Annotated in this window: 19 protein-coding genes and 1 tRNA gene; 11 read left to right on the top strand and 9 right to left on the bottom strand. The window is 60.2% G+C overall.

Annotation, left to right across the window (positions count from 1 at the left end; genetic code table 11):
• Nucleotides 1-214 precede the first annotated feature (214 nt).
• Nucleotides 215-679: a translation initiation factor 2 gene (locus tag NKI85_RS12395; RefSeq protein ID WP_352525356.1), complete on the top strand. Its 465-nt coding sequence runs from the start codon at nucleotides 215-217 to the stop codon at nucleotides 677-679.
• A 71-nt stretch (nucleotides 680-750) separates the two neighbouring features.
• Here the strand turns inward: NKI85_RS12395 and NKI85_RS12400 are convergent, their stop codons facing one another.
• Together NKI85_RS12400 and NKI85_RS12405 are read right to left on the bottom strand one after the other, a co-directional pair.
• Nucleotides 751-1,551: a hypothetical protein gene (locus NKI85_RS12400; protein WP_352525354.1), complete on the bottom strand. Its 801-nt coding sequence runs from the start codon at nucleotides 1,549-1,551 to the stop codon at nucleotides 751-753.
• A 153-nt stretch (nucleotides 1,552-1,704) separates the two neighbouring features.
• On the bottom strand, nucleotides 1,705-2,034 hold the full coding sequence (locus NKI85_RS12405; protein ID WP_352776784.1) for a hypothetical protein: 330 nt from the start codon (nucleotides 2,032-2,034) through the stop codon (nucleotides 1,705-1,707).
• Nucleotides 2,035-2,142: 108 nt separating this feature from the next.
• On the opposite strand from NKI85_RS12405, the gene NKI85_RS12410 reads away from it, so the two are divergent.
• From NKI85_RS12410 to NKI85_RS12420, 3 genes are all read left to right on the top strand, one after another.
• On the top strand, nucleotides 2,143-2,574 hold the full coding sequence (locus tag NKI85_RS12410; protein ID WP_023674442.1) for a YybH family protein: 432 nt from the start codon (nucleotides 2,143-2,145) through the stop codon (nucleotides 2,572-2,574).
• Nucleotides 2,575-2,725: 151 nt separating this feature from the next.
• Nucleotides 2,726-3,031 (top strand): hypothetical protein, encoded by a 306-nt coding sequence (locus tag NKI85_RS12415; protein WP_352776785.1) that lies wholly within the window; start codon nucleotides 2,726-2,728, stop codon nucleotides 3,029-3,031.
• A gap of 271 nt (nucleotides 3,032-3,302) precedes the next feature.
• The gene (locus NKI85_RS12420) at nucleotides 3,303-3,728 is read left to right on the top strand and encodes a hypothetical protein (RefSeq protein WP_023674443.1); all 426 of its coding nucleotides are present in this window, start codon (nucleotides 3,303-3,305) and stop codon (nucleotides 3,726-3,728) included.
• A gap of 155 nt (nucleotides 3,729-3,883) precedes the next feature.
• Here NKI85_RS12420 and NKI85_RS12425 read toward each other — a convergent pair whose 3' ends face one another.
• From NKI85_RS12425 to NKI85_RS12440, 4 genes are all read right to left on the bottom strand, one after another.
• On the bottom strand, nucleotides 3,884-4,306 hold the full coding sequence (locus NKI85_RS12425; protein ID WP_023674444.1) for a CBS domain-containing protein: 423 nt from the start codon (nucleotides 4,304-4,306) through the stop codon (nucleotides 3,884-3,886).
• Entirely contained in the window at nucleotides 4,281-4,790 is a 510-nt protein-coding gene (locus NKI85_RS12430; RefSeq protein WP_352525350.1) for a hypothetical protein, read from the bottom strand. Before NKI85_RS12430 ends, NKI85_RS12425 begins: the two co-directional genes overlap by 26 nt.
• 1,282 nt (nucleotides 4,791-6,072) lie before the next feature.
• Nucleotides 6,073-6,146 (bottom strand) — tRNA-Gln (locus NKI85_RS12435).
• Nucleotides 6,147-6,294: 148 nt separating this feature from the next.
• Entirely contained in the window at nucleotides 6,295-7,227 is a 933-nt protein-coding gene (locus tag NKI85_RS12440) for a putative bifunctional lysylphosphatidylglycerol flippase/synthetase (protein WP_352525349.1), read from the bottom strand.
• A 308-nt stretch (nucleotides 7,228-7,535) separates the two neighbouring features.
• Between NKI85_RS12440 and NKI85_RS12445 the strand changes: the two genes are divergently transcribed.
• Nucleotides 7,536-8,969: a Ppx/GppA phosphatase family protein gene (locus tag NKI85_RS12445; protein WP_352525347.1), complete on the top strand. Its 1,434-nt coding sequence runs from the start codon at nucleotides 7,536-7,538 to the stop codon at nucleotides 8,967-8,969.
• 37 nt (nucleotides 8,970-9,006) lie between these two features.
• Complete coding sequence (locus NKI85_RS12450; RefSeq protein ID WP_352525346.1) at nucleotides 9,007-9,702, top strand: RlmE family RNA methyltransferase; 696 nt, start codon at nucleotides 9,007-9,009, stop codon at nucleotides 9,700-9,702.
• Nucleotides 9,703-9,882: 180 nt separating this feature from the next.
• Here NKI85_RS12450 and NKI85_RS12455 read toward each other — a convergent pair whose 3' ends face one another.
• Nucleotides 9,883-11,304, bottom strand: a complete 1,422-nt coding sequence (locus tag NKI85_RS12455; RefSeq protein WP_352776786.1) for an MFS transporter — start codon at nucleotides 11,302-11,304, stop codon at nucleotides 9,883-9,885.
• A gap of 292 nt (nucleotides 11,305-11,596) precedes the next feature.
• Here NKI85_RS12455 and guaB point away from each other — a divergent pair, with 292 nt between their 5' ends.
• Genes guaB through NKI85_RS12470 form a run of 3 tightly spaced genes read left to right on the top strand, consistent with a single transcriptional unit; the run spans nucleotide 11,597 to nucleotide 14,118 of the window.
• The gene (guaB, locus tag NKI85_RS12460) at nucleotides 11,597-13,099 is read left to right on the top strand and encodes an IMP dehydrogenase (RefSeq protein WP_352525343.1); all 1,503 of its coding nucleotides are present in this window, start codon (nucleotides 11,597-11,599) and stop codon (nucleotides 13,097-13,099) included.
• Between the two features lie 31 nt (nucleotides 13,100-13,130).
• Nucleotides 13,131-13,670 carry a hypothetical protein gene (locus tag NKI85_RS12465; RefSeq protein ID WP_352776787.1) on the top strand — a complete coding sequence of 180 codons (540 nt, stop codon included), beginning with the start codon at nucleotides 13,131-13,133 and terminating at the stop codon, nucleotides 13,668-13,670.
• Between the two features lie 28 nt (nucleotides 13,671-13,698).
• Complete coding sequence (locus tag NKI85_RS12470; protein ID WP_352525473.1) at nucleotides 13,699-14,118, top strand: MAPEG family protein; 420 nt, start codon at nucleotides 13,699-13,701, stop codon at nucleotides 14,116-14,118.
• A gap of 5 nt (nucleotides 14,119-14,123) precedes the next feature.
• On the opposite strand, the gene rnd is transcribed toward NKI85_RS12470, so the two are convergent.
• The gene (gene rnd / locus NKI85_RS12475) at nucleotides 14,124-15,281 is read right to left on the bottom strand and encodes a ribonuclease D (protein ID WP_352525471.1); all 1,158 of its coding nucleotides are present in this window, start codon (nucleotides 15,279-15,281) and stop codon (nucleotides 14,124-14,126) included.
• A 73-nt stretch (nucleotides 15,282-15,354) separates the two neighbouring features.
• Nucleotides 15,355-16,602, bottom strand: coding sequence for an MFS transporter (locus tag NKI85_RS12480; protein ID WP_352525340.1), 1,248 nt, complete (start codon nucleotides 16,600-16,602; stop codon nucleotides 15,355-15,357).
• Nucleotides 16,603-16,905: 303 nt separating this feature from the next.
• Here NKI85_RS12480 and NKI85_RS12485 point away from each other — a divergent pair, with 303 nt between their 5' ends.
• Together NKI85_RS12485 and NKI85_RS12490 are read left to right on the top strand one after the other, a co-directional pair.
• Nucleotides 16,906-18,174, top strand: a complete 1,269-nt coding sequence (locus NKI85_RS12485; protein ID WP_352525339.1) for an ABC transporter substrate-binding protein — start codon at nucleotides 16,906-16,908, stop codon at nucleotides 18,172-18,174.
• Nucleotides 18,175-18,242: 68 nt separating this feature from the next.
• Nucleotides 18,243-19,115, top strand: coding sequence for a carbohydrate ABC transporter permease (locus NKI85_RS12490; RefSeq protein WP_352525470.1), 873 nt, complete (start codon nucleotides 18,243-18,245; stop codon nucleotides 19,113-19,115).
• Nucleotides 19,116-19,141: the final 26 nt, after the last annotated feature.

Genomic DNA, 19,141 nt, shown 5'->3' on the forward strand with positions numbered 1-19,141 from the left:
ATTTTGCCTGCGTCGTTGTCCTCCGCACCGCGAGATCACGGCATCGATATTGCGCAGAATCTGGAGCGCAGTAATCGTTTCTTTGCTGTGGACAAGAGAGAAATGCCTTTTTTGTAAATGACGCCGCGCCTTCCAGGTCTACTGTCGCCCTTCCGTGAACTCGCTTGCGCGCGCCTCGCCGTTGCGCCACTAGTGCAACTGGGGGGACTTTCAAATGAAAATCTATCTTTGTGCTGCCTTGGCGGCAACAGTCGCTATGTCGGGCTGCGCGTCGGTGGTGCGTGGCACAACCGATAAAATCGCTATCAATTCCGTCCCGCCGGACGCTGCGATAAGAACTTCACTCGGTCATTCATGCCCGGCTTCACCTTGCACGGTCGAAGTAAGTCGGAAGGAGGAGTTCACCGCTTTTGCCGAGAAGGAAGGTTATAAGCCGGGCAGTATTTATATCGGCACGACCATGAGCGGGAAGGGTGCTGCAGGTCTCGCCGGCAATATACTGCTCGGCGGAGTGATAGGAGTAGGCGTGGATGCGGTGACGGGTGCGACGCTCGACCATTCTCCGAATCCCGCACTTATAACCCTGGTTCCAGTCGACGCGCCTGGCGAAAGCACTAAGGCGGTTGTTCCTCCGCCTGCACCTCCGGCAAAGAACAACAGCTCGCACGCGGGGGTGTAGTCTGCTCCTGCAGCAACGCTGTAGTCCGTCAAAACACCCTCCCCACCGTTGCGATTTCACACAGTCTATAGCTACTGTTTGAGCTTTGCCGTGATGCATTCGATCGACGGCAACGGAGTGATGCCGTCTTTTGTTGTCTCTTCCAGGCGCGATTTGTTGTCATCGATAGACGAACAGTAATAAAGTTTCTCCAATATAATTCTTCTGACTGGCTCAAGTGGAAGCGAAATATATTCGAAATAATTTCCCTTGACTGGGAATCCGTTTACATAGTCAAGAGCGCCGTGTAAGCAAGAATCTGTGTAGGTCTTGTTGCCAATTCCGAACTTGGTTCTGTCGACAAAAATCAAACCGACAGACACCCACGTATTTCGGTCAATAAACTTATATGCGGTGCAGCCGTCGCTGTTGAGGCTGGCCTTAGAGGCATACGATTTGTACGCCTGCAGCAACTTCGAATTTTTCAATAATTTTTCAGCATCCCTCGAAAATGTATCATAATTTATTGAAATGACCGAAATTTGCGCCACTACGGGCGCCTCAAACATCTGGAGGATACTTCTATGGTCGACATTGTACCTGCTTATAGATTCAGCTATTTCAGAATTGCCATCGACAATCTCGTACGGTCTCAGATACGATGGCCATACAAAGATCTCCATTCCTTGATCTAAACCTGATAGGTAATGAAGTGCGAAATTTTTAACATTATTGTCGCCGCTACTAGCGCAGTACCCTTTCACAATCACCATCAAAGAGCCGCAACTTATTATAAAAAGTATTTTCCAAAAGTTCTTCGATGCAGGTTTAGCCATACTTCCATCCGTTTTAAATTTTATATGTTGTGCTTTGCATTCGATCTCATCGCTCATGAAACGCCTCATCCGTCATCTCCATCAACGGATCGAGAAGGAACTCGATTACGCGGCGATTCCCCGTCTTGACCTCGGCCGTTACCGACATTCCAGCCGTTAGAAGTACGTCGTTGCCTTCGACGCGAATCGACGTCTCATTCAGCGCGATCCTTACCGGGAAGACCAGCGGCCGGCGGCGTCGCGCGCAGTCTCTTCCTTCGAATTGCGGTGACAGTGCACTATTTTCTTTTCGCCGCCTGCCTCGTTTTCCGGGTTTTCACGGCTTTGCCAATTTGCCTGGCGATGCTCCGCCCACGGGTGTATCGATAACCGCGACATCGGCGACGCGGCAATACTCGATGAGCAGTTCTTGTGGAACACATAGTCTTCGGACGTGAAAACACTTTGGCTCACCCGTACGGTGCTGGGGATGCGGCAGACCGGGAACGCCGGCAAGGTGCACCATGCGGCGGGGGCGAACATGGTAAAAAGTGCACTCACCGTAATTCTGATCTATAGTCCGGACACCAGCCCGAACGCCTACGGCAAGGCGAAGGGCGGATGAAGCGCTTGATAGAGCTCTCTTTTTAGTCATGTGGCGATGTTAAGATGTTAGCCTCCGACCTGACGAAATTTATCGAGCAGGATCATCTGGCTCTCGATGCCTTCGTAAAGGGCGATCCTGAGCCCTTGAAAAACCTCTACTCGCGACAGGACGACGTCATTATTGCCAATCCCTTTGGCCCGCCGGCGAAGGGATGGAGAAAGGCCGCTGAGACCATGGAACGGGCCGCCACCAATTACCGGCACGGCAAGGCCATCGGCTTTGAGCGCATCTCGGAGTATGCGACAGCCGACTTGGGATACATCATCGAGGTCGAGCGGTTCCAATCCAAGGTCGGTGGTGGCAACAAACTGGTGCCGATTGCGCTTCGAGTCACCACCATATTCCGGCGCGAGGAAGGCGCGTGGAGGATCGTCCTTCGTCATGCCGATCCGATAACCTCGGCACGCCCGCCGACGTCCATTGTCGGTGAGTAGAAGGGTTGGGAATTACTGGGAATTACGGTGACAGTGCATTAATTCTTTTCGCCGCGTGCCTCGTTTTCCGGGTTCTCACGGCTTTGCCGATTTGTTCGGCGATACTCTCGGCCCACAGGTACATCGAAAACCCCGACATCGGCCAGCGGCCATGCTCGATGAGCATTTCTTCTGGAACTTACAGTCTCCGGACGTGAAAACACTTCGGCTCGCTCGTACGGTGCCGGGGGATGCGGCAGACCGGGAACGCGGGCAAGGTGCACAATGCGGCGGAGGCGACATGGTAAAAGTGCACTGTCACCGTAATTCATCCTTAGCGGCCAATTTCCCGCGTCGCATCAACAATCTAGGTCATTTTCGGTTTCGCTTTAGGCAGCGCGGCCAGCAAGAGCTGGTGCTGTTTCTTCTTTCTCTTCGACGTGAGGGCTCACCCATTCGTCGGTTATCACGCGGCTGACCAAGGTGCCCGGCACCGCTTTTCTCAAGGCACGCAGCAAAAAGTATAAACCCGCTCGGACAGTCAAGAGGTGTGGTAGGCAGGCCATGCGCAGCCAGCCGCAGCGAGCCGCCAAGACGCGCGAAGCACTTCGGCGGTGTAGGACAGCGGCACGCCAGAACGCGCGCAGGCCAGGCGTTGGCTTGCCCAATTGTGTTTTGACTATTTGGCTGAACGGGCGCGTAAAATATCAGGTTCGCCCGGTCGGGCGAACTAACTCAGGGAGGATGTTATGAAGATGAATCGACGTAATGCTCTCGCCCTTGGTGCCACCTCGTTGGCGGCCCCGCTATTGGTCGCAAAGCCCATTCCGGTAGCGGCCAAGACCTACGGTCCGACTGATGGCAAAGAGATTTTTCCCGGCGTTCGGCTCGTCGAACTGGGAACACGAGACTCCCATATCAAGGGGTACAAGAAAATTGCCATGGAAGACGTCGTCTACCAGCCAAAGGCAACTAGCCCGCTCGGGGATGTCATGGCCGACGATATGGTCTGCACGGTCACTGAAGGCGAGCTGCAGGTCACGGCCGGAGACATGCAGTTCACGGCCAAGGAGGGTGACGTATGGAGCTGCGGCAAGGGTAGCACGAAGGAGGCTGCTACGAACAACGGAACAGCGGTCGCAGTGATGCGGGTGATTAACCTGAAGGCTGCATAAAGTTACCCACACTCTGGCGACTGCAGACGCTCCAGCCGGCTTCGGCCGGCGGGCTTTTCCGGTGCGCCACGGCCTCGATGACCGGACATTTCTGCCGGCGCGCTGTGGCCAGCGCGGCGGCAGACTGAGGCCTTAGCGCACGGGCGAGCCGCCCTTCAGTGGTGGTGGGCGGAAACGCTCTTGACGTATTCGGACACCAGTTCCCTCGGTGCCGACTGACTGACGTCGCCGACGCTAAGGATGCCGACCATCCGCATATTCTTGTTGATCACCGGCAACCTGCGGATTTTCAGTTCTTCCATGTGCCGTACGGCCTTGGCCAGATCGTCGTCTTCGCGGCAGCAGTGAATGCCGGCCGTCATAACATCGCGCGCCGTTGCGATGCGGCCGTCGAAACCATCTTCTGCCAGTCCGTTGCAGACAATATCGCGGTCGGTCACCATTCCGATCAGTCGGTCGTTCTCTCCAATGGGAATCGACCCGATATCCTGGGCTCGCATCATTTTCGCCAGTTCGGTGACAGCGGTTTCGGGGCTGACCCAGTCGACACCCTTATGCATTGCGTCTTTGACTTTCATGGCGGACCTCCCTTGCTGGGTTGGTGAATGTCCCCCTGTCCCATTCTAACGCGGACGGGGTTTGGCTGCCAGAGGTCATCATCCAGACCCGCATTTTGCGGTGGTTGTCATGCGGAATTACGGTGACAGTGCACTTTTTACCCATGTCGCTCCCGCCGCATGGTGCACCTTGCCCGCGTTCCCGGTCTGCCGCATCCCCCAGCATCGATAACCGCAACATCGGCGACGCGGCAATATTCGATGAGCGGTCCTTGTGGAACGCATAGTCTTCGGACGTGAAAACACTTTGGCTCGCCTGTACGGTGCTGCGGCAGACCGGGAACGCGGGCAAGGTTACACGATGCGGCGGGGCGAACATGGTAAAAAGTGCACCGTCACCGTAATTCCGGTGCACTATTTTCTTTTCGCCGCCTGGCTCGTTTCCGGGTTTCGCGGCTTTGCCGATTTGTCCGGCGATGCTCTCGGCCCACGGGTGCATCGACATTGGCGACGCGTCAATACTCGATGAGCAGTTCTTGTGGAACACATAGTTTTCGGACGTGAAAACACTTTGGCTCGCCCGTGGTGCTGGGGATGCGGCAGACCGGGCAAGGTGCACCATGCGGGGGGAGCAACATGTAAAAAGTGCACTGCCACCGTAATTCCCGAGTGCGGTTAACGAAGTGTGGGATCACATCGCAGGCCGGCTATCTACAACAAACAAAAAATGCGAGGTTTAGGCGCTCGTATCGTTGGTCAGCGATAACAATCCATCGGCAGGTCATCTAGGCGAGCGCTACAAAGTGAAGGGGGGCGGAATTGACAGCAGTATGTAGCGCAATCCTAGCTGCATTTGGCAGCGCCTGGGTGCAATTCCTATCGGATACTGTCTCCACCCTCATCGGGGTCATGGCAGGTTTCGCGGTATCTATCTATCTCAGTAGAAAACAGATTCAGTATGACTCAAAAAAGGATCAAGAGTCGCATATACAACTTAGCATCTCGAATCTGAAGCAGGTCGTTTATTCGTGCGCTTCGAACCTAGAAAACTTGCTTAATATGAAATTCCAGATGATAGGTAACCTGCAGTCCGATTGCGACAAAGTTAGACCCGCAATCAATGAATTTCGACATCCACAGGAAATTGTCGATATTTCAGAGACGCTCAGAACGTTTTTCGTGGGGTTCCCACGAATAGGAGTGATGAAATTTCCGGGTTTATGAGCAATTTAGTGACGTCGTGAACGATATACCCATGCTTCTTTCAATTATTCATAAGACGGAATTTACTCTCGACGATTTGAATAATAGAATTTCTTCGCGCAACTCCTTGATAGACAGACACTCTGTGAAGAATATAGATGGACTTAACGCACACGCAGTTCTTTATTTTCACCAGATGATATTGTCAGAATCTGACAACATTATTCAATACGTCGACGACGCTCTATTCTTCTCAGATTTGCTGAGTGAGCAAATTATAAATTACGTGAAATATAAACACCCAGGACAGAAAACTATTACATTTGCTCCGTCGGAACATTTAAAGGCCCTTATGCCTCCAAAAAATTACGTGCAAACTTATCGAGATCAGTTCCGTGATTTTTCAGCGACCCCTAAAACAAAAAAGCAATTTACTCTTGCTGATGCATTCTCGAGGCAAGCCCTGTAGGTCCGGTGCTAGGGGATGCGCATAGACCTCCGCCCCCTTAACCGGAGTGCGGACCGCCGAAATCGAAAATGCACGTAATTCGTTGATTGACTGATTTTATTTACTAAAAGGAAAGTGGCTGGGGAACCTGGATTCGAACCAGGACTAACGGAGTCAGAGTCCGTGGGTCTACCGTTAACCTATTCCCCAGCAGGCGCGTTTGATGACAAACCGCGCGGGCATGGCGACAATGTCGCCGCGCGTGCCTTGTAGCCGCCGCCGGAAAATAGTCAAGCCTGCCCGGCCTTTCAATCGCCGCGTTTTAATCGCGGCGTTCAGTCGCCACGCCTTTCGCGTATCAATTCTCGCTGCGGCTGTATTGTGAGTGCTCGAAGAACAGCACGACGCCGAGCGCGATCAGCAGCGGGATGATCAGGTAGAACAGCCGGAACACCAGGAGCGCTGCCAGTACGCCGACCTGATCCATATGCGACAAGCCGGCGAGAAAAACCACTTCGAACACGCCCAGCCCGCCCGGCGCATGCGAGATCTGCGCGATCGAGAATGACACCAGGAAGACGCCGAGCACGACGAAATATCCGGGATTGCCGGCGGCGGGCAGGGCGAAGAAGATGATCGCCGCCGCCGCCAGGAGCTCGATCGGGCCGACCAGCAATTGCCGCGCGACGATCGGCAGCGCCGGATAGTGCAGCTGGAAGCTGCCGATCCTGAGCGGTCTCAGATGCAGCCAGCTGCCGAAGACATAGGCCGCCACCACGAGCAGCATGGCGAACCCTGCTGCTTGCGATAGCCGATGATGCGGTATGCCGGAAAACCGGTCGATCACCTCGGGCTCGAGCAGCAGCACGATGCCCGAGACGAACAGCGTCGACAGCACGAAGGTGATCCAGCAGATCGCCACCAGAATGCCGACATCCTGGCCGGTCAGGCCCCTGGTGCCGTAGGCGCGGTAGCGGATCACCGCGCCGGAAAACACCGAGCCGCCGATATTGTGCGACAGTGCATAGGTGGTGAACGAGCAGAAGGTGACGAATAGCCACGAGACTTTCTTGCCGATGTGCAGAAGCGCGATGTGGTCGTAGCCGGCGAGCGAGGCATAGGCGATGACCGAGCTCAGCCCCGCGAGCACCCAGCCGCGCGCCGGGATGGCGACGATGCCGTCCCAGACGTCGTCGAGCGAGATGCCGCGCAATTCGTGCAGCAACAGCCACAGCGAGAACACCACCGCGGCGATGCCGATGACGGGCCAGAAATAGCGGCTCCAGTTCATTGCCTGACGATCATGCGTTGCAGCCCGTACCCGTTTTCCGGTTCGCAGCAGGAAAACCGCCCGCGATCCCGAAGGGTTCACCCCTCCATTTCAGAAATGCCTCATTGAAGCCGGCTATTCAACCGGGAAGGCGCCGGAAGGCTCGCCATCATCGGGCCGAGCGCGGGGGCGAGACAATGCCGCCGGCAAAATTCGCCGCGAGCACTCTTGGTGATCCGGCCCGGCGCTGATAGTCTGGCCGCAACTTGAACATGTAAAAGCGCCTGCTGCGTCCGGTCTCGGTTCGCGCGGCGCCGGAAGGAACGACAGTGGAAGACCACGAAGCCGGCGCTGGCGCGCCGGAAGTGGGCGTGTCCAGGGGTTCGCCGACGCCGTCCGGCCAGGCAAGCCCATCCACCGGACGCTACGGCCGTCAGGTGCAGCCCCGGTCCGGCAATGGACAGGCTGGCGACACAACCCAGGACCAGAAGGGCCAGCACCAAAAGGGCCAGGACCAAAAAGGCCCGCATCAGAACGGCAAACCCAAGAAGCGGCGCAAGCGCCGGCGCGGGCGCAAGGTTTTCGCACGCGACGAGGCTCGTCCGCTGGCGGCCGGCACTTCGGTGCCCGCCGCCAATGATGCCCCGGCCGCGCGCCGGCCCCAGCCAGCGGCCTCGCTCGCCGCCCCCTCTTCAATCGCGCAATTGCCTCCAGCCTCGCCAAGGCCGGAGCAAGGTGCCCGCACGCCGCCACCGCTGCAGGAATTGCCGGTGTTTGCCGCGCTCGATCTCGGCACCAACAATTGCCGTCTGCTGGTCGCGGTGCCGACGCGTCATGGCCAGTTCCGCGTCATCGATGCGTTCTCGCGCATCGTCAGGCTGGGCGAGGGCCTTACCGCCAATGGTCGGCTCGGCGAGGCTGCAATGGACCGCGCGGTCGAGGCGCTGAAGATCTGCGGTGACAAATTGCGCAACCGCAAGGTCAGGAAGGCCAGGCTGATCGCCACCGAGGCCTGCCGCACCGCCGCCAACGGCGTCGAGTTCCTCGAGCGCGTCGAGCGCGAGGCCGGCCTGAAGCTCGAGATCATCGACCGCCAGACCGAGGCGCGGCTGGCGGTGTCGGGCTGCGGCTCGCTGGTCGAGCGCGACACGCAAGGCGTCGTGCTGTTCGACATCGGCGGCGGCTCTTCGGAGATCGCGCTGATCGACCTAACCGGTCACCGCTCGCCGAGACTTGCCAACCACATCGTCTCGTGGACCTCGCTGCCGGTCGGCGTCGTCTCGCTGGCTGAGCGTTTTGGCGGCCGCACCGTGACACGCGAGATCTTTGGCGCCATGGTCGAGGATGTCGCAATACGGTTGCGCGCCTTCGACGGGCGCGACCGGCTGAGCCATCTCCTGTCCAGCCCGAAATTCCATTTGCTCGGCACCTCGGGCACGGTGACGACGCTTGCCGGCGTCCATCTCGATCTTGAACGCTACGACCGCCGCCGCGTCGATGGGCTGTGGATGGACCGCGACAGTGTCGACCGCATGGTCGAAAAGCTGGTCGGCTGGGATTTCCAGCAGCGCGTCGCCAATCCCTGCATCGGCGCAGACCGCGCCGACCTGGTTCTGGCCGGCTGCGCCATATTGGAGGCGATCCGCGCCGTCTGGCCGTCCGAACGACTGCGTGTCGCCGACCGTGGCCTGCGCGAGGGCATATTGAGCGAGTTGATGGCCGATGACGGCGTCTGGCGCAACAACGGGCGAGGCAGGGCATGATCCCGAAAAGTGGCATGCTCAAACAAGCAATCAAGCAATGACCAAGAAACCGGAAAGACCGAGTTCGGCCGGCATTCGCGTGCTGAAGACAAAGATCAAGAAGAAAAGCGGCTTGAAGGAATCGTCGCGCCGCTGGCTGCAGCGCCACATCAACGATCCCTATGTCCAGCGCTCGAAGGCCGACGGCTATCGCTCGCGCGCAGCCTACAAGCTGATCGAGATCGACGACAAGCACCATCTGCTCAAGCCCGGCATGAAGGTGATCGACCTTGGTGCGGCGCCCGGCGGCTGGTGCCAGGTCGCCGCCGCACGTACCAAATCGACAGCCCAGCAACCGAACGTCGTCGGCATCGATTATTTGGAGATGGACGCGGTGCCGGGCGCGCCGGTGCTGCTGATGGATTTCCTCGATCCGCAGGCACCCGAGAAGCTGGCCGAGGCGCTGGGCGGTCCGCCGGACATCGTGCTTTCCGACATGGCCGCACCCACCACCGGCCACAAGCGGACCGATCACATCCGCACCATGCATTTGTGCGAGGTGGCGGCCGATTTCGCGCTGTCGGTACTGAAGCCGGGCGGACATTTCCTCGCCAAAACTTTTCAGGGCGGCGCCGAAAACGAATTGCTGGCCAGGCTGAAGCGGAATTTCCGCTCGGTCCATCACGTCAAGCCGCCAGCCTCGCGCGATGAATCGGTGGAGCTTTATTTGTTGGCGAAGGATTTCAAGGGTTAGCGTCGTTTCCTTCTCCCCTTGTGGGAGAAGGTGGCCTCGCGAAGCGAGGTCGGATGAGGGGTGTTCCAGCTTGGCAACACGCTTGCAGTTGTTATCGCCTCATTTCTTCCAACACCCCTCATCCGGCTCGGCGCTGCGCGCCGAGCCACCTTCTCCCACAAGGGGAGAAGGGAAGGAGCATCAACTCCCGGACGGGCTCACCGGCTCCAATGTCTTCGGCGGTGTCAGCCGGCCATGTCCCGACACGGCATTGCCGGCGTCCGGGGCCAGCCGCATGAACGACAGCGAGGCCGCCGCCGACACCGCCGCCACGATGAAGAAGGCGGTGTGGAAGTCACTCAGCGTCAGTGGGCCGCCATGGATATTGGTCGACACTTCCAGGATGCCGCCGGCCAGCGCCACGCCTAGCGCGATCGCCAGCTGCTGGAACACCGCGGTGATCGGCGTTGCCTTGCTGGTGTCGGCGGCCGAAATCTCGGCATAGGCAAGCGCGTTGATGCCGGTGAAGAACATCGAGCGGATGAAGCCCCCGGCGAGCAGCATGGCGAGGATCAGCCCATAGGGCGTGTCGGGTGTGAACAGGCCGTTGATGGCGATGGACGCGGCAGCGACGAGCGAGCCTAAAATCAGCACACGGCGGAAGCCGGCGACCCTGAAGATCAGCGCGGTGACGAATTTCATGCCTATGGCGCCGATTGCCGAGACGAAGGTGATCATGCCGGACTGGAACGGCGTCAGCCCGAAACCGATCTGGAACATCAGCGGCAACAGGAAAGGTACGGCACCAATGCCGATGCGGAACAGTCCGCCGCCGAGCACCGACGAGCGGAACACCCGATTGCGAAACAGCTCGAGCGCCAGCAGCGGATTCTTGGCGCGGCGCGCGTGCAGCAGATAGAGCACCGCCGACGCCAGACCGACGGCTACGGTGACAAAGCCGGCAGCGGGCGGCAGAGCCGGCAAGCTAACCACCGACAGGCCGAACACGATGCCCGATGCCGCCAACCCGCTCAGCACGAAACCGGTGAAATCGAGCGGCGGCGTCTCGGCAGGATCGGTTTTCGGCAGGAAACGCGTGGCTAGCCAGATGCCGATCAGCCCGATCGGCACGTTGATCAGAAAAATCCAGTGCCAGGAAAAATAGGTCGTGATGAAGCCGCCTACCGGCGGGCCGACCAGCGGGCCGACCAGAGCCGGGACGGTCAGCCACGACATGGCAGAAACGAGTTCGCTTTTCGGCGTCGCGCGTACCAGCACCAGACGCCCAACCGGCGTCATCATGGCGCCGCCAATGCCTTGCAGGAAGCGTGAGACCACGAAAGCCGGCAGCGAATTGGAAATGGCGCACGCGACCGAACCGACGATGAACACGGCGATCGCGGCACGGAAGACATTCTTGGCGCCGAAGCGGTCGGCCATCCAGCCGCTGATCGGAATGAAGATCGCCAGCGATACCAGATAGGCGGTCAGCGCCAGCTTGAGCGCGATCGGGCTGGTGTGGATGTCGATGGCGATCGCCGGCAACGATGTCGCAATGACGGTCGAATCCATGTTTTCCATGAATAGAGCGACCGCCAGGATAAGCGGAATGGTGCGGTTCACGATGAATCCGACCTTGAGATGTGCGTCGCGATTGCTTGCCGGCCTTGGGGGCCAAACCGACAGGTAGGGCGGTATCATGGCTTGGCCCGGATGTCGCATTAATTTGCTGTCACGTTTGTGCGACCGCAAGTCGTGCAGCACCTGCGGCAAATGCAGCTTTGCCACTACACAACCATCGGCTTTTCAACGGCGACGGGACGTGTTACGAGCCAGCGCCAATCCTGAAAGGGAAGAAGACGAGTCGGCGCTGTCCATTAGGGCGAGCGCCTTTCCTGCATTCCGAGGGCTGGCCATGGCAAAAATCATCGAGACGTCCACCGGCGCATTGGCGCTGACCTTTGACGACGTGCTGCTGCAGCCGGGTCATTCCGAGGTCATGCCCGGCGAGACCGACATCCGCACCCGCATCGCCGGCGACATCGACCTCAACGTGCCGATCCTGTCGGCCGCCATGGACACGGTCACCGAGGCGCGACTCGCCATCGCCATGGCCCAGGCCGGCGGCATAGGCGTCATCCACCGCAATTTCTCGCCGGCCGAACAGGCCGAGCAGGTGCGGCAGGTGAAGAAATTCGAATCCGGCATGGTGGTCAACCCTGTCACCATCGGTCCCGAGGCGACGCTTGCCGATGCGCTGGGTCTGATGCGCACCTACAGCATCTCGGGCATCCCGGTGGTCGAGAACGGCGGCGCCGGCGGCCACACGGTCGGCCGGCTGGTCGGCATCCTGACCAACCGCGACGTCCGCTTCGCTTCCGATCCTGCGCAAAAGGTCTACGAGTTGATGACCCGCGAGAACCTGATCACGGTCAAGGAGAACGTCGATCAGGACGAAGCCAAGCGGCTGCTCCACCAGCACCGCATCGAGAAGCTGGTCGTGGTCGACCGGGACGGCAATTGCGTCGGGCTGATCACCGTCAAGGACATCGAGAAGTCGCAGCTCAACCCGCACGCCACCAAGGACGCGCAGGGGCGCTTGCGCGCCGCCGCCGCCACCAGCGTCGGCGATGACGGTTTCGAGCGGGCCGAGCGCCTCATCGACGCCGGCGTCGACCTTCTGGTGATCGACACCGCGCACGGTCATTCGCAGCGCGTCCTGGATGCGGTGACGCGGGCCAAGAAGCTTTCCAACTCGGTTCGCATCCTGGCCGGCAACGTCGCCACATCAGAAGGCACGCTGGCGCTGATCGATGCCGGCGCCGACGCGGTCAAGGTCGGCATCGGGCCGGGCTCCATCTGCACCACCCGCATCGTCGCCGGCGTCGGCGTGCCGCAGCTCTCGGCGATCATGTCGGCGGTCGAGACGGCGCAGAAATCGGGCGTCTCGGTCATTGCCGACGGCGGCATCAAATATTCGGGCGATCTCGCCAAGGCGCTTGCCGCCGGCGCAAGTGCTGCGATGATCGGTTCGCTGCTGGCCGGCACCGACGAGAGCCCGGGCGAGGTCTATCTGCACCAGGGCCGCTCCTTCAAAGCCTATCGCGGCATGGGCTCGGTCGGTGCCATGGCACGCGGCTCCGCCGATCGTTACTTCCAGGCCGAGGTGCGCGACACGCTGAAACTGGTCCCGGAAGGCATTGAAGGGCAGGTGCCGTACAAAGGACCTGTGTCTGGTGTGCTGCACCAGCTTGCAGGCGGCCTGAAAGCCGCTATGGGTTATGTCGGTGGCCGCGACCTTGCCGATTTCCGCGAGCGCGCCACTTTTGTGCGGATATCCAATGCCGGACTTCGTGAAAGCCACGCCCATGACGTCACGATTACCCGCGAAAGCCCGAATTATCCTGGCGGGGCCTGATCGCCATGCGCCTTGGCGCAATCTGGCGGCAATGATCCTGCGGCTGTCGCGCCACGCCGCCGCACTCTGTTTCGCCACCGTGGCGGTTTTCATCATCATGACGGCGATGGAATTCCTCTATTTTCGCCAATTGAGCGGCGGTCTGCCGTCGCTCGACATGCGCTATGCCGGTTTCACCCCGGATGAGGGCATGGCCTGGCTGACGGCGCTCGGCCGGCGTGGCAGCGAGATCATTCTCGTCTGGCATTACCTGACCTTCGACCTGCTGTTTCCGGCGCTGCTGTCGCTGACGATGGTCAGCCTGATCCTGGCCTCGGGCCGGCGGCTGAAGAATTTCCGTGCGCTGCCTGCGCAAACCCAGTCGATATTCGCAGCTGTGCTGGTGCTGCCCTACACACTTGCCGACTATGCCCAGAACATCGCCGTGGCTCGTCTTTTGTCCGATTTCCTGTCGGCCAATCCGGATTCGCTGTCCTTTGCCTCAGCGCTGATCGTCACCAAATTCGCGCTTCTGGCGGTGCCGGTGACCATCATTGCGGCTTTTACCCTGATGGCTCAGAAACGGCCTTGAAGGCTGGGTGACAAAGACAGGGGGCGTCTTGAACCAGACCGCGATCTTCTGGCCGATGCTGGCGCAGGTGCTGCTGGTCTATGTCGTCTATGTCGTAATGGGCCGGCGCCGCTATGGTGCGGTCAGATCGGGCGAAGCCAAGACCGGCCAGTTCAAGACGCGCTCGACGGAGCCTGGTTCCAGCGTCACCGTCGCCAACAATCTGAGCAACCAGTTCGAACTGCCGGTGCTTTTCTACGTGTTATGCTTGACGCTGCACGTGACCAATGGCGTCAATTATTTGACCTTGGCACTGATGTGGATCTTTGTCGTCTCCCGCTATCTTCACGCATCGGTCCACTTGACCAGCAATCGGCTAATCCTGCGCAGCAGGGCATTCTACCTAGGCGCGGTAGTTCTCGCACTTGGCTGGATATGGCTGGCGCTGCATCTGCTCGGCTTGGTCTGAGCAGATCAAGGCTGCACGTCGAACAGCGCGATCTTGCGCTTGTCGAACTTGATGGCGAGTTCGCCGCGCACCAGCTTGAGCGCGGCCTCGCCGAAAACGGCGCGCCGCCAGCCTTGCAATGCCGGCACGTCGGCTTCCTCGCCCTCGGCAGCGATGCGGTCGATGTCGTCACTGGAGGCGAGTACCTTCGATGCGACGCCTTCCTTTTCGGCAACGATCCGCAGCAGCACCTTCAACAACTCCGCAGCGGCGCTCGACCCCTCCGGCGGCTGGAAGCTTTTCGGCAGCTTCGGCATCTCTTCCCTGGGCAGGGCAAGGGCAGCGTTGACTGCGCCAAGCAATGCCGTCGCGGTCGAAGAGCGTTCCCAGCCCTTCGGCGTGGTGCGCAGCTTGCTCAGCGCCGCCGCGTCGCGCGGCGCCTGCTGCGCCACTTCGTAGATCGCATCGTCCTTGAGCACCCGGCCGCGCGGCACGTCGCGCTCGCGCGCTTCGCGTTCGCGCCAGGCGGCCACCGCCTGCACGATCGCCAGTTCCTGCGGCTTGCGCAGCCGCATCTTGAGCCGCTTCCAGGCATCCTCGGGATGCGGATCGTAGGTCTCGCGCGAGGTCAGCACGTCCATCTCCTCGTTCAGCCAGTGGGCGCGGTTTTCCCGCACCAGTTCGGCGCTGAGGTGGTTGTAGACCTCGATCAGGTGGGTGACGTCGGCAAGTGCGTAATCGAGCTGCTTTTCGGACAGCGGCCGGTGGCGCCAGTCGGTGAAACGCGAGGACTTGTCGAGCCGCGCTCCGGTGATGCGCTGCACCAGCTGGTCGTAGGAAACGCTGTCGCCGAAGCCGCAGACCATCGCCGCCACCTGGGTGTCGAACACCGGATGCGGCACCAGATCCCCGAGATGCACGATGATTTCGATGTCCTGGCGCGCCGCATGGAAGACTTTGACGATCGCCTCGTTGGCCATCAGCCTGAAGAACGGCTTCAGATCGATTTCGGGCGACAGCGGATCGATCAGTGCCGTCACCCCGGGCGCTGCCATCTGGATCAGGCACAGGATCGGCCAGAAGGTCGTTTCGCGAATGAATTCGGTATCGACGGTGACGAATTCCGCCTTTTCGAAAGCGGCAATAACGGTCTCGAGTTCTTTCTGGGTGGTGATGACGTGCATCAAATCGCTTTTGGCAAAGGGCAGGGTCTCTTTCAATTTCAGCCGCGCGCGCTTTCGTCAAGCGTAAGCACCTTTATCGGGGCTTTGCGGGCTCATCGGGATCAGCGTTCCTCTTCGCCAACCGAGCAAAAACCGTCGACGTGCGCAACAGGGCGGTAAAACGGCTGCGATGGCTCGCCGGCACGGCAGACCGCGCCCGCATCCGGTAAAGGATGACGGCCACGAAGACCGCATAGACGATGGCGCTGAACACGAACAGCGCGCTCGGCCCGAAATATTGCATCGCCGTCGAGGCGGCGAACGGGCCGCCAATGGCGCCGAAGGAATAAAACAGCATCAAGGCTGCGTTGATCAGCACGAACTCGCCCTTGTCGGCGCGGTCGTTGGAATGCGCCGCCGACAGCGAATAGAGCGGCATGGCGAAGCAGCCGAAGATGAAGACGAGCACGAAGTTGAGGAACGGGCTGCCGCCTGCCACGAACGCCAGCGCCAGCGCCGCCACCATCGCACAACACGTCGTCATCAGCAGAACCGAGCGCCGGTCCCAGCGGTCGGAGAGATAGCCAAGCGGGTATTGGATGATGGCGCCGCCGAAAATCCCGACGCTGACGAAGGTGACGACGTCGGCGACCGACATGCCGATCTGCTCTGCATAGACCGGCGACAGGGTGCGGAAGGCGCTGTTGGTGACGCCGACGGCGATGCAGCCGAAGCAGCCAAGCGGCGAGATCCGCCAGACGCGCGCCAAATCGAGCTTGACGTCTTCCGGCGGCGTCGGGTTGGAGCGGTCGCCGAGCGAAACCGGCACCAGCGAAACGGTGATCATCATCGACATGATGGCGAAGATGGCAAAGCCGCCGGCGCCGAAGATCGGGATCAGGAATTGGGCGCCCGTCACCGAGCCGATATCGACCATGCGGTAGATGGCAAGCACCCGCGCCCGGTCGGTGTTGGTGACGCCGGAATTCAGCCAGGCTTCCATGATGGTGAACAGGCCGGCAAAGCAGAACCCGCCGGCAAAGCGCACGGCGCACCACATCACGGGATCGATGACCAGCACCAGCAGCAGCGTTCCCGCCGAGGCGATCGCCGCCAATGCGGAAAAGGCGCGCACATGGCCGACGGACTTCATGATGCGGGTGACGGCAAGGCAGCCGAGCAAAAAGCCGGCGAAATAGAACGTGCCCATCAGACCGATCGAGGAGGCGGGAAAACCTTCCTGCGCACCGCGCAGCGCGATCAAGGTGCTCTGCAGGCCGTTGCCGCCGAGCAGGATGCCGGCGGCGATCAGGAGCGGGATCAGCGGGCGGATGGAGGACATGAAGGGAAAGCCTGTCGTTGATCCTTCTTGAACCATCGCCTTTGCCAATACCAGCGGCAATTCCCGGTGGCGTTGGGGCCAGCCAGGGCCACGGGTGCCTCAGCTTCTATTTTTACCGAGCTGGGAACTTGCGCTACCGCGTGGCGCTGGATGCTCCGCGTTGGGAACCCAAGGCGTACCTTTGTAGTTCAGTGCTGGTGGGCGAATGCGCGTCTTGTGAGCTGCCGGTGTGTGGAGGACGGTGTCGGGCATCGATGTCGTTTCTGCTGCCCGGCCTGAAGCTCCAGAGGGAGGTCCGCCATCATGAAGTATCATCCCGCATTTGCTGCATTTGCCGTGGCTGCAGTTCTGGCGGCCGGCCCGGCGCGGGCCGTCGACCTCGCTATTGTTTCGGGCGATACCGGTAACGGCCAGAGAATCCTTCGCGAGATACTCGATCAATACGAGAAGAAGACCGGCAACAAGGTTACCGTCGTTCCGGTGCCGCCCTCAGGGACGGACCAGTTCGGCCAATACAGGCTCTGGCTCGCCGCCGGGAGCAGCGACGTCGACGTCTATCAGACGGACGTCATCTGGGCCCCGCAGCTCGCAAAACAGCTCGTTGACCTGACCGAGGCGACCAAGGATGTCGTTGGCGCCCATTTCCCATCGATCATCCGATCGCAGACCGTCGATGGCAAACTCGTCGCCTTGCCTATATTCACCGATGCGCCGGCGCTCTATTACCGCAAGGACCTCCTCGACAAATACGGCGCCAAGGTCCCAACCAACTGGACCGAACTTGCCGACACCGCCAAGCTGGTCATGGACAAGGAGCGCGAGGCCGGCAACAAGGACATGTGGGGCTTCGTCTTCCAGGGCAACGCTTATGAGGGGCTGACCTGCGATGCACTCGAATGGGTGAAGTCGAACGGCGGCGGCCAGATCATCGAGCCGGACGGCACGATCTCCATCAACAACCCGCAAGCAGCCGCTGCCCTCGAAATGGCGAGGGGCTGGGTGGGAACGATCTCGCCTCCCGGCGTTCTGGCCTATCAGGAAGAAGAGTCGCGCGGTGTCTGGCAGACCGGTAACGCCGTCTTCATGCGCAACTGGCCCTACGCCTACGCGCTTGGCAACAGCGAAAGCTCCCCCATCAAAGGCAAGTTCGAGGTGACGACGCTGCCGCCGGGGTCGGGTGAGGGCGCCCGCCCGGCAGCAACGCTCGGCGGCTGGAATCTCGCGGTTTCCAAATATTCGAAGAACCCGGACGCAGCAATCGAGCTGGTCAAATGGATCGCCTCGCCTCAGATGCAGAAGTACCGCGCCTTGAAGGGGGCATATCTGCCGACCATCCAGGCGCTCTACGACGATGCCGACATCGCCAGCGCGCAGCCGGTCATTCCGCGCTGGAAGGAAGTCGTCCTCAACGCGGTGCCGCGTCCCTCGGCCCAGGCCAAGAGCAGGTACAACGAGGTATCGAGCGAGTTCTGGACCGCCGTCCACAACACCATGTCCGGCGAGGGCGCGGCCGCCGACAACCTTGCCGATCTCGAGTTCTCCTTGACCAGGCTCAAGGGCGCCGCCTGGTGATCTCACCGCGCCGAGGCTCACTGCTGGCGCGTCAGCGCACGCGATCGGCATGGCTGTTGCTTGCCCCGATGCTCATCGTACTCGCCGCCGTTGCCGGCTGGCCCTTGATGCGCACGATCTATTTCGGCTTCACCGATGCCTCGCTCGCCGACCTCGAAGCCCGTCGCTGGATTGGCTTCGCCAACTATTTCTCGGTCCTGCAAATGCCGAGCGGCCGGGTCATTTATGACGGGCTGTTCGTCGACCCGGTCTGGTGGCGCGCTGTCTGGAACACGGTGCGCTTCGCGGTGATTTCGGTCACCTGCGAGACAGTGCTCGGCATGATCGTCGCGCTGGTGCTCAACACCCAATTTCGCGGCCGCGGCGTCGTGCGCGCCGCGATTCTAATCCCTTGGGCGATCCCGACGATCGTCTCAGCGAAAATGTGGCAGTGGATGCTCAACGATCAGTTCGGCATCATCAACGACGTCCTTCTCAAGCTCGGCCTGATCAGCACCAAGATCGCCTGGACGGCCAGCGCCGACACGGCGATGGTCGCCATCCTCGTTGTCGACGTCTGGAAGGCGACCCCGTTCATGGCGCTTCTCATTCTCGCCGGCCTTCAGATGCTTCCGCAAGAAATCTACGAGGTCGCCAAACTCGACGGCGTCAGCCCGTGGAAAGTGTTCTGGAAGATCACTTTGCCGCTCATCCGACCGGCGTTGATGGTAGCCATGATCTTCCGCGGTCTCGATGCGCTGCGCATCTTCGACCTGATCTACGTGCTCACGCCAAACAACATACACACCAAGTCGATGTCGGTGTTTGCCCGCGAGAGCCTGTTTGAGTTCGACAAGTTCGCCTACGGTTCCGCTGCATCGACGCTGCTCTTCCTCATCCTCGCTCTGCTGACCATGCTCGTTCTCTGGCTCGGCCGGATAAGGCTGGACAAGGATTACTGATGATATGGGGACTACTGATCATGTTG

This window comes from Mesorhizobium sp. M0571, from assembly GCF_040320985.1.
GTDB lineage: Bacteria > Pseudomonadota > Alphaproteobacteria > Rhizobiales > Rhizobiaceae > Mesorhizobium.

Bases quoted from the DNA above. Each gene is read 5' to 3' on its own strand.
- NKI85_RS12395 (WP_352525356.1), top strand. From the start codon at position 215: ATGAAAATCTATCTTTGTGCTGCCTTGGCGGCAACAGTCGCTATGTCG.
- NKI85_RS12400 (WP_352525354.1), bottom strand. From the start codon at position 1,551: ATGAGCGATGAGATCGAATGCAAAGCACAACATATAAAATTTAAAACG.
- NKI85_RS12410 (WP_023674442.1), top strand. From the start codon at position 2,143: ATGTTAGCCTCCGACCTGACGAAATTTATCGAGCAGGATCATCTGGCT.
- NKI85_RS12415 (WP_352776785.1), top strand. From the start codon at position 2,726: ATGCTCGATGAGCATTTCTTCTGGAACTTACAGTCTCCGGACGTGAAA.
- NKI85_RS12420 (WP_023674443.1), top strand. From the start codon at position 3,303: ATGAAGATGAATCGACGTAATGCTCTCGCCCTTGGTGCCACCTCGTTG.
- NKI85_RS12425 (WP_023674444.1), bottom strand. From the start codon at position 4,306: ATGAAAGTCAAAGACGCAATGCATAAGGGTGTCGACTGGGTCAGCCCC.
- NKI85_RS12430 (WP_352525350.1), bottom strand. From the start codon at position 4,790: ATGTCGATGCACCCGTGGGCCGAGAGCATCGCCGGACAAATCGGCAAA.
- NKI85_RS12440 (WP_352525349.1), bottom strand. From the start codon at position 7,227: ATGAACTGGAGCCGCTATTTCTGGCCCGTCATCGGCATCGCCGCGGTG.
- NKI85_RS12450 (WP_352525346.1), top strand. From the start codon at position 9,007: ATGACCAAGAAACCGGAAAGACCGAGTTCGGCCGGCATTCGCGTGCTG.
- guaB (WP_352525343.1), top strand. From the start codon at position 11,597: ATGGCAAAAATCATCGAGACGTCCACCGGCGCATTGGCGCTGACCTTT.
- NKI85_RS12465 (WP_352776787.1), top strand. From the start codon at position 13,131: ATGATCCTGCGGCTGTCGCGCCACGCCGCCGCACTCTGTTTCGCCACC.
- rnd (WP_352525471.1), bottom strand. From the start codon at position 15,281: ATGCACGTCATCACCACCCAGAAAGAACTCGAGACCGTTATTGCCGCT.
- NKI85_RS12480 (WP_352525340.1), bottom strand. From the start codon at position 16,602: ATGTCCTCCATCCGCCCGCTGATCCCGCTCCTGATCGCCGCCGGCATC.
- NKI85_RS12485 (WP_352525339.1), top strand. From the start codon at position 16,906: ATGAAGTATCATCCCGCATTTGCTGCATTTGCCGTGGCTGCAGTTCTG.
- NKI85_RS12490 (WP_352525470.1), top strand. From the start codon at position 18,243: ATGCTCATCGTACTCGCCGCCGTTGCCGGCTGGCCCTTGATGCGCACG.